At 59.7% G+C, this 9,065-nt stretch carries 8 protein-coding genes; all 8 read right to left on the bottom strand.

Going from position 1 to position 9,065, the window contains the following annotated elements; genetic code table 11:
- Nucleotides 1–195: 195 nt before the first annotated feature.
- Nucleotides 196–948 (bottom strand): DUF1028 domain-containing protein, encoded by a 753-nt coding sequence (locus RBB47_RS27915; RefSeq protein WP_305989208.1) that lies wholly within the window; start codon nt 946–948, stop codon nt 196–198.
- 14 nt (nt 949–962) lie between these two features.
- The gene (locus RBB47_RS27910; RefSeq protein ID WP_305989207.1) at nt 963–2,750 is read right to left on the bottom strand and encodes a gamma-glutamyltransferase family protein; all 1,788 of its coding nucleotides are present in this window, start codon (nt 2,748–2,750) and stop codon (nt 963–965) included.
- A 35-nt stretch (nt 2,751–2,785) separates the two neighbouring features.
- Nucleotides 2,786–3,667: an ABC transporter permease gene (locus RBB47_RS27905; protein WP_305989206.1), complete on the bottom strand. Its 882-nt coding sequence runs from the start codon at nt 3,665–3,667 to the stop codon at nt 2,786–2,788.
- Nucleotides 3,664–4,611 (bottom strand): ABC transporter permease, encoded by a 948-nt coding sequence (locus RBB47_RS27900; protein ID WP_305989205.1) that lies wholly within the window; start codon nt 4,609–4,611, stop codon nt 3,664–3,666. The genes RBB47_RS27905 and RBB47_RS27900 overlap by 4 nt, the downstream gene beginning before the upstream one ends.
- Nucleotides 4,612–4,672: 61 nt before the next feature.
- The gene (locus RBB47_RS27895) at nt 4,673–6,178 is read right to left on the bottom strand and encodes an ABC transporter substrate-binding protein (RefSeq protein ID WP_305989204.1); all 1,506 of its coding nucleotides are present in this window, start codon (nt 6,176–6,178) and stop codon (nt 4,673–4,675) included.
- Nucleotides 6,171–7,310, bottom strand: coding sequence for an ABC transporter ATP-binding protein (locus RBB47_RS27890; RefSeq protein WP_305989203.1), 1,140 nt, complete (start codon nt 7,308–7,310; stop codon nt 6,171–6,173). Before RBB47_RS27890 ends, RBB47_RS27895 begins: the two co-directional genes overlap by 8 nt.
- Nucleotides 7,307–8,332, bottom strand: coding sequence for an ABC transporter ATP-binding protein (locus RBB47_RS27885; RefSeq protein ID WP_305989202.1), 1,026 nt, complete (start codon nt 8,330–8,332; stop codon nt 7,307–7,309). Before RBB47_RS27885 ends, RBB47_RS27890 begins: the two co-directional genes overlap by 4 nt.
- Nucleotides 8,325–9,035 (bottom strand): FadR/GntR family transcriptional regulator, encoded by a 711-nt coding sequence (locus tag RBB47_RS27880; protein ID WP_305989201.1) that lies wholly within the window; start codon nt 9,033–9,035, stop codon nt 8,325–8,327. The genes RBB47_RS27885 and RBB47_RS27880 overlap by 8 nt, the downstream gene beginning before the upstream one ends.
- Nucleotides 9,036–9,065 lie beyond the last annotated feature (30 nt).

Raw genomic sequence — 9,065 nt, 5'->3', positions numbered from 1 at the left:
AAGGGTGAGGGCGTCAAGCAATCGATCCAGTGAATCGATTGTAGCCCGAACGGTTCAAATCCTGCTCCCGCAACCAACAAAACAACCCGGCAACCAAGCCGGGTTTTTTGCGTTTGGGGGTGAGGAATGGCGGTTCGATGTCCGTTTTTCAAAATTGACAAGCTTCAGCTATTCGTGAGGCTTGGCTTTTGATGCTCAAGACGCGGGCGTTGCAAATGACGCGCTGGTAAGCCCGGATTTCTTTCTCTCGGCTTCCAGTTGAGCGATTTTCAGGTCGATTTCAGTACGGTCCAGAAGACCATGAATATTGTCGCGGGTTGGCATCAGTTCGGCGAAATGCAAATAGCGTTCCTGAGCGACCGCATAGAGCCGGCGGAGTTCTTCCAGTGGAGCGGCATGGTCGTCGGATCGTATATCGAGCCAAGGATAGTCCTCCTCGTGAACGATCCTGAGGGCAGCTGATTGGCGCCCGCGCTTGTCGCCCCCAGCAGCCTCTGCCGCGTCCATCGCAGTCAAGAGCCGTTCTGGAAGTGTCTGGCCCGTGTTTGCCAGATAGCTTTCCATGGCAGCATCGATAACCTGCGGCCCTGCCAGCATGTTCCCGGCGACGGTGACATTGTCTTCAATCAGGTGGCCGCACCAGTCGATGCATTTTTCGCCCGTAAAGGCTGCGGTGCGGCCGTCTGCATCAATCAGATGGATCTGGCGCGAATGACGGCCGTCGTCTCGGTCAACCACGGTATCCAGCACACTTTGCGCCGAAACGCCGGAACGGAGGAGGGTCAAACCCTCGGTTCCATATAGGGGACTGACGAGCGCCTGTGTCGCGATAGCACCGACTTGTCCCGCCAGGTGTGGCACGACGGCTCCGGCGGCAAAAAACCGGCTTGCCACGGCAATACCGAAATGCCCATTGACCTTGTCCCGGGCGACAATTGAAAATGTCATCTGGCGTCCTCTTTCTATCTGCCTGCCGCATATGCCTGCATCAGGCGCGGCGTTGCACCGGCCCGCAGCAAGCCTTGCTGGTCGCGTGCGGCAACGGTCAGCCTGCCAATTGTCCATTCATCCGCCACTTCGACCGAGTGTCCCCGGGTCCTGAGGCTCGACAACGTGTCGGTGCCAAAACTCTCCTCGGCCATGATGTGGCCCGGCTGCCGTTGCCGTGGATGGAAGGAAGCCGGGAAATGCGTGGTGTGAAAGAGCGGCATGTCGAGTGCGGCCTGAAGATTGCGTTCGTGATGGGCCAGTCTCAGGAAAAGAACGAGCTGCCACTGGTCCTGCTGATCGCCTCCGGGTGTGCCGAAGGAAAGGGCGGTACCGTCCTCATGAAACGCGATGCTCGGCGTGAGAGTCGTGCGCGGGCGTTTTCCGGGCGCGAGGGATCCCGGCAGGCCGTCTTCAAGCCAGTACATTTGTGCACGCGAGTTCAGCGCGAACCCGAGACCCGGAACAACCGGAGAAGACTGCAGCCAGCCGCCCGACGGGGTCGCGGACACGATGTTGCCCCAACGGTCGATGACATCAATGTGGACGGTGTCGCCGCGTTTTTCCGACAAATGCGCCATCGTCGGTTCATAGACGCCGGTTTCGGAAATCCCGGTACGCCTGATGACTTCCATGGTGCGTTCAACCTGGTTTTCAAAGCCGGGAATAAGGCCAGGAAGCAGATCTGTGGCCGCGCGTCCGGTGATCTGCGAGCGCCGTGCAGCATTGTAGGTTTCGGACAAAAGCGTATTCAGCGGAACATCGCAGAAATCAGGATCGCCGTAATACGCCTCCCGATCCGCATAGGCGAGTTTCATGGCTTCGGTCACGAGGTGGACGAATTCCGGACCGGTCGGATCGAGCGAGTCGATGTCAAAACCGCGCAACAGCGACAGCGACTGCAATAGGACAGGACCCTGTCCCCAGGGACCGGTCTTCAGAACAGTCCAGCCGTCATAAAGTGCGCTCAGCGGGTCTTCATAGGTTGCGGCAAAACCGGAAAGGTCGTCTGCGGTCAGAACGGCCTTGTGCTTTGCTCCTGACGCGTCCATGACCTCTGCAGTTTCCAGGTATTGGCCGATGGCTTCGGCGATGAAGCCGCGATAGAAGCAGTCGCGGGCCGCGTCGATCTGGTTTTCGCGGCCGGTTGCTGCCTCGGCCTCTTTCAGGAGCCTTGACCAGGTTTCGGCGAGAACCGGGTTGCGGAAATTCGACTCCGGAGCCGGGACATTGCCTCCCGGGACCCATGTCTGATGGGACGTCGGCCATTCGGTTTCAAAGAAGTCCTTAAGCCCGGCAATCGTCATGCTCACTCTTGGCAGGAGCGGGTGCCCGTGGCTGGCGTAGTGAATGGCCGGTTCCAGCACGGTTCGGAGCGGCAGACTGCCGTGGTCCCGCAGGAGCAGCATCCAGCCGTCGAAGGCACCGGGAATGACGGTCGCAAGAAGGCCATTGCCGGGGATGAGGTCCAGGTTCTCGGATCTGTAGTGATCGATCGTGGCGGCTGCCGGGGCCGGACCTTGCGCGCACAAAACCTTGGTTTCGTTCTGGCTTGCGTTGTGGAAGAGGACGGGCAGATCGCCGCCGGGGCCGTTGAGATGCGGCTCGACCACTTGCAGCACCAGCCCGGTTGCGACGGCGGCGTCGAAGGCATTGCCGCCGAGTTCCAGCGTGCGCATTCCCACGGCCGTGGCAATCCAGTGTGTCGACGTGACGACACCGAAGGTGCCTTTGATCTCGGGTCTCGTTGTAAAGACTGTCATTTGGGGATCCGGGTTTGAGCGTTTCCTGAGTGTTTTTATGTTTCCCGGGGATCGAGTGCATCGCGCAGCCCGTCGCCGAGTAGATTGAAGCCAAGGACGACCAGAAAGATCGCGATGCCTGGCCACATCGCCATCCAGGGAGCCTGGGTCATGAAATTCTTGGCGACGTTGAGCATCGATCCCCAGCTCGGTGCCGGGGGCTGCTGGCCGAGGCCGAGGAACGAAAGGCTCGCTTCAGCGATAATGGCTGTTGCGATGGTCAGGGTCGCCTGAACGAGAATCGGAGCAAACACATTCGGCAGGATGTACCGCGCCAGCAGAACCGGCGTGGACAGACCAATGGCATGCGCGCCTTCGACATAGTCTTCCGTCTTGACGGCCAGAACCTCGCCTCGGGTCAGCCGGATAAAGATCGGCATCGCCGACAGGCCGATCGCGATCATCGCGTTGGTGAGGCTTGGCCCGAGAAAGGCGGCGAGGGCGATTGCCAGAATAAGGAAGGGCGTGGCCAGGAGCGCGTCGGTCGCCCGCGAAATGATCTGGTCGATCCAGCCTCCGAAGTATCCGGCTATCAGCCCGAACGGGACGCCGACCGATACGGCGATCAGCACAGACACCACACCGGCGAGCAGCGACGCCTGCGCGCCCCAGATCATTCTGGAAAGAATGTCCCGTCCGAGTTCGTCCGTCCCCAGCCAGTGGGCGGCGGACGGACCCTTTCGAATGGCGCCCCAGTCGGTCGCGGTCGGGTCGGAAATGGGCAAAAGCGGTGCCAGAGCGGCGATGGAGACGAAAAACACGACCAGCAAAAACCCGACAAAGGCACTTTTGTTTGCCTTGAGTTTTTTCCAGGCCCGGTTTCCGGAGCGCGGCTGCTCGTCGGAAACGGCAGCGGGAAGGTCGGCGGCAGCGGTCACAGCGCGGTCCTCATGCGTGGATTGAGGAGGAAATAGAGGACATCGGCGACGAGATTCATGAGAATGAAGCCGACCGCGGTGCACATCACCACGCCCTGCACGACTGCATAATCGCGCGTGAAAACCGCATCGACAATCAGTTTGCCGAACCCGGGAATGGTGAAGATCTGCTCGGTGAGGACAGCCCCGGCGAGGAGTTCCCCGAAGAGGAGAGCGCTCAAGGTGACGATCGGCAACAGGGCGTTGCGGAACGCATGTTTCAGCACGACCACTTTTTCCTGCAAGCCTTTGGCCCGCGCGGTCCGGACATAATCCGTCTTCAGAACACCAAGCATTGCCGAACGGGTGTGGCGCATCAAGGTGGCTGCAAGAGCGGTTCCAAGCACGAAGGCAGGCATGATCATTGTTTCAAGGGAGCGGACGGGATCGACGAATGGAGATTCGTAGCCTGAAGCCGGCAGCCAGCCGAGATGGACCGAAACCAGCATGATCAGCATGATGCCCAGCCAGAAATTCGGTATCGACAGGCCGGACAGCGCAATGATGTTTGCCGTATAGTCGACGGCAGTGCCTTTCCTGACTGCGGACAGAATTCCAGCCGGTATGCCGATGATCATCGCGATGATCATTGCCATGACGGCGAGCTGAATTGTGACGGGCAGCTTTTCGCCGATGAGTTCCAGAACGGGCTGGTTGGTCCGCAGAGATATGCCGAAGTCTCCCTGCAACATGCCGCTGACCCAGTAAAAATACTGCGTCAGGATAGGTTCGTTGAGGTGATACTTTTCCCGAATGAACGCCAGTGTTTCCGGGTCGCGCTCTTCGCCTGCCAGAACCAGCGCCGGATCTCCGGGCAACAGTTTCTGCAGGAAGAAGACGAACACCGAGACCAGAAAAATGGTCGGTATGGCAATCGCGAGACGTCTTGCAATGAAAGACAGCATTTGGGGTTCCGCCGGTGGCCGGAACCCGGCAGTGAGGCCGGGTTCCGAAGCTTTTTTGGACTTACTTGAACTTCACGTTCTCCAGACGGATCATGCCGTCTGGATAAGGTGTGAAGCCCTCGAGCTTGTCCGAAAGAGCCCAGATCCAGGTGACGTGATAAAGATAGATCAGAGGCATATCCGCGTTCAGGATGTCGCGGGCCGCATCATATTTCTCTTTTCTGATTTCCAGATCCGTTGATGTGCGTGCCGCATCGAGCAGGGCATCGATTTCCGGGTTGCAGTACTTGCTGTCGTTGATGCCGCCTTCGCAGGTCACGAACTGGTGGATGTTGCCATCCGGGTCAACGCGTCCCGACCATCCGATCTGGCTGGCCTGATAGTTGCCGGCCGACTGATCGGAAAGAAGGCTGGCAAACTCCATCGACTTCAGTTTGACGTTGAAGCCGGCTTCGGCCGCCATTGACTGAACCACCTGCATCAGTTGCGTCTGCACAGGGTTGTTGGCGACCTGCACTTCCACATCGAGGCTGTCGTACCCGGCCTCCTTCAAGAGTGCCTTCGCCTTGTCAACGTCCCTGGCCGGAACCGGGTGGTCCTTGTCGTACCAGGGGCTGGTCGGCGGGTAGGGCTGGTTGCCGGGCGCAAAAGCGCCTTCAAAGACGACCTGGTTGATTGCATCGCGGTCCAGCGACAGGCTGAAGGCTTCGCGAATCTTGGCATCCTGGCCGATCGGATTGTTGGCGCGATCACCGTTGCCAACATTGATTGTGATACCTTGATAGCCAAGGCTCACGGCTTCCTCGTACTGGAGAGAACCGTCTTCTTTCACGGAGGCTGCATCAGTGGCTGCCAGACGCTCCAGCATGTCGAGATCGCCGGAGCGCAGGTTCGCCAGGCGGACAGTCGTATCCGGAATGGGAAGGAAGGTAACCTTGTCGAAATTGATGCTGTCCGCATTCCAGTAGTCGCTGAATTTTTCCAGAACAATCCTGTCCTGCGCAACCCTTTCAACAAATTTGAACGGTCCGGAGCAGATCGGCTTCGCGCCGAGATCAACACCGGCAGCAGCCGCGGCAGTCGGTGACAGCATCATGCCGGAGCGGTCGGCGAATTGCGCCAGCAGGGTCGCGTCAGGGCCTTTGAGTTTGAACTGAACCTGATGCGGACCAGTGACTTCAACGGACTCAATGTTCTTAACTTCACTCTTGCGTCTGCTTTCCGGCAGGTTCTGAGAGCGGTCGATGTTGGCTTTCACCGCTTCCGCATCAAACGGTGTGCCGTCATGAAAGGTAGCATCGTCGCGCAGGTCCATCGTGAGGGTCAGACCGTCATTCGACCATGACCAGCCCGTGGCGAGCTGCGGAATGATCTCAAGATCCGGCGTGATGTCGACAAGCTTGTCGCACAGGGACGCATAGACGATCCGGCCAACGAAGGTCCGCGACTGATCGGGATCCAGAACGTCCGGATCTTCCTGCAGGCCGATCCGAAGGTCAGCGGCCATCGCAGGTGCGATAAGCGAAGAAACACTGAGAAGAAGTGCAGCTAGGAGAGAGTTACGCATTATTGTCTTTCCTCTGGGTGGTTGTGACACCGGGGGCGGAGGATGGGCCTTTCGACTTGTTTTTTCGGCTCCACTCCCGGTAAAGGGAAAAGCGTTTCGCAGCGGCCGCACTTCGGGGCGGCTCTTGTTTTTGCGGGGTCAGGCTCGCGGCGATCTTTTGCCAGTGGTGGCAGGCGACCTCGCGCTGTCCGTCCGTGGGTTCAAGGGCGGGACGCTCGGCCCCGCAATTCGCGTCCGCATGGTGGCAGCGGGTGTGGAACCGGCATCCGGACGGCGGGTTGAGCGGCGAGGGAATATCCCCGGGAAGCTCAGCCTGCATCGAACGCCGGCCCGGAGCCGGCACCGGGATCGCGCGCATCAGCGCCTGGGTATAGGGATGCCGCGGAGCGCTGTAGACGGTTTCCGTATCTCCGATCTCGACGATTTCCCCGAGATACATGACAGCGACCCGGTCACTCATATGACGGATGACGGCAAGATCGTGGGCGATCAGAACAAGCGTGAGGCTGAACTCGCTTTTCAGATCCTCAAGCAGGTTGATCACCTGTGCCTGGACGGAAACGTCAAGCGCGGAGACCGGTTCGTCGGCGACGATCACCTTGGGTTCGCTTGCAAGGGCGCGTGCGATGCCGATGCGCTGTCTCTGGCCGCCTGAAAATTCGTGCGGGTACCTGTCCGCCATGCTCGGTCGAAGGCCCACCCGTTGCAGCAGACGGGCAACCTTTTCTTGCCGCGCTGGTTTGCCGTCCTGCGTGTGAATGGTCAAAGGTTCTTCAACGATTGCGCCGACGGTCATCCTTGGATTGAGGGACGAAAACGGATCCTGGAAGACAAACTGCAGGTCCTTGCGCAACTCCCGCATGCTGCGTGTAGCCAGATGCGCGATGTCGGAACCTTCATAAAGAACCTGACCGCTGGTTGGTTCCAGAAGCCGCACGAGAGTTCTTGCAAGTGTGGATTTCCCGCAGCCGCTTTCGCCCACAATCGCCAGGGTTTCGCCGCGCCTGACCGTCAGGTCGACGCCATCGACGGCGCGGACAACGGTCTTTTTCTGGAAAAGTCCGCCGCCGCGCGTGAAGGTGCGGCCAAGACCGCGGGTTTCCAGGATGGTGTCTTGCGAGAAGTGTTTCATACCGCTTCCACCACGTGTGCTTCGAGCGGCGCGAAATGACAGGCCGCCAGATGGTTCCGCGACAAGGACGTCAATTCGGGAGCCCGTGCGATGCAGGTCTCGTGCACAAACGGGCAGCGCGGCGCGAACCGGCAGCCGGACGGCATGGTTTCAATCGTCGGGACCATGCCGGAGATTGTCGTCAGCCGGCTCTGGCGCTCTCCAAGCGAGGGCAGGGAACTCATCAGGCCGATGGTGTAGGGGTGCTGCGGATCGTCGAAGATGGCGTCAACCGGACCTTGTTCGACGATCTTGCCGGCATACATCACCGCCACCTGATCGGCGATTTCGGCCACGACACCCAAATCATGCGTGATCATGATGAGCGCGGTTCCCGTTTCCTCCTGAAGGGTCCGCATGAGTTCGAGGATCTGCGCCTGAATGGTCACGTCGAGCGCGGTTGTGGGTTCATCGGCAATCAGAAGGTCCGGGTCATTGGCAAGGGCCATGGCGATCATCACCCGCTGGCGCATGCCACCTGAAAGCTGGTGCGGGTAGTCGTCCAGCCGCTCGGCTGCAGCGGGGATCTTCACCCTGTCCAGCATTTCCACGGCCCTGCGGCGAGCGTCCGCCTGACTTATCGACCTGTGACGCAACACGCCTTCGGCGATCTGATCGCCAATGCGGAAGGCGGGATTGAGCGATGTCATCGGCTCCTGAAAGATCATCGCCATGCGGTCGCCGCGCAGATCTGCACGAGCCTTGGGAGAAAGGGTGAGCAGATCCCGCCGATCGAAGACCATACGCCCGGAAGCAATCTCCGCAGGGGGCATGGGCAGAAGGCCCATAAGCGCGAGCGCGGAGATGGATTTGCCGCAGCCGCTCTCACCCACGATGCAGAGCGTTTCACCGCGGTCGACGTTGAAGGATATGCCATCCACTGTATTGGCAGCGGCGTTGCGGAAGCGGATTGAGAGGTTTTCGACCGTTAGCAGCGGCGGGTCGTCCGGGTGGTTCGCCTGGTTTTCCGGCCGCTCACCCATTGTCGGCGCTTTCCGGCGACTGGAAAAGGAGCCGTTCCTGCAGAGACAGCAGATGCTGACGCATCAACCGTTCAGCGGAAACAGGGTCATGGCGCTCGATCGCATCGACGATGTCGGAGTGCTGCGCCTTGTATTGCGTGACCGTTTCACGGGTGCGCAAGGCTTCGCGCACATGGCGCCAGCTATCATTCTGGCGCATGCGGTCAACAACATCGAAAAGCGCAAGAAACAGCGTATTGCCGGCAGCCTTGGCGATTGCACGGTGCAGGGCACCGTCCCAAAGTTCGCGTCCGTCCATGTCGTCCGCCTCGCCGACCTTGTCCGCGACATGACGCATCTGGATGATGTCCTGCGGCGTTGCCCGAATGGCGGCCAGTTGTGCCAGCGCCGGTTCCAGACGCAGGCGGACTTCCATGACCTCGAGCATGTTGCTCATCTCGGGCAGTTTGTTGAGCTGCGGCTCGCCGTCGCTCGGCTTCGACCCGATGAACGTGCCCGCCCCTTGCCGCCGCCAGATGAACCCTTCGGTTTCAAGAACCTCCAGCGCCCGGCGAACTGCGCGACGACCGACACCAATTTGCTCAGAAAGGTCCCGTTCCGTAGGAAGCTGTCGAACGCCGTCCAGAGCGAGCTGGTCGACAAGAATACGCAGGCGTTCCAAGGCAAGACTGGAGTTTCGTCGGGTTGGACGGTCTTCTGTCATGTGGGATCTTTTCATGGAACCAATTTTGAT

Origin of the sequence: Roseibium sp. MMSF_3544 (genome assembly GCF_030732845.1) — a bacterium.
Lineage (GTDB): Bacteria > Pseudomonadota > Alphaproteobacteria > Rhizobiales > Stappiaceae > Roseibium.
Note: the sequence above shows the minus strand (reverse complement) of the source record. Positions and strands in the feature narration are given on the sequence as shown.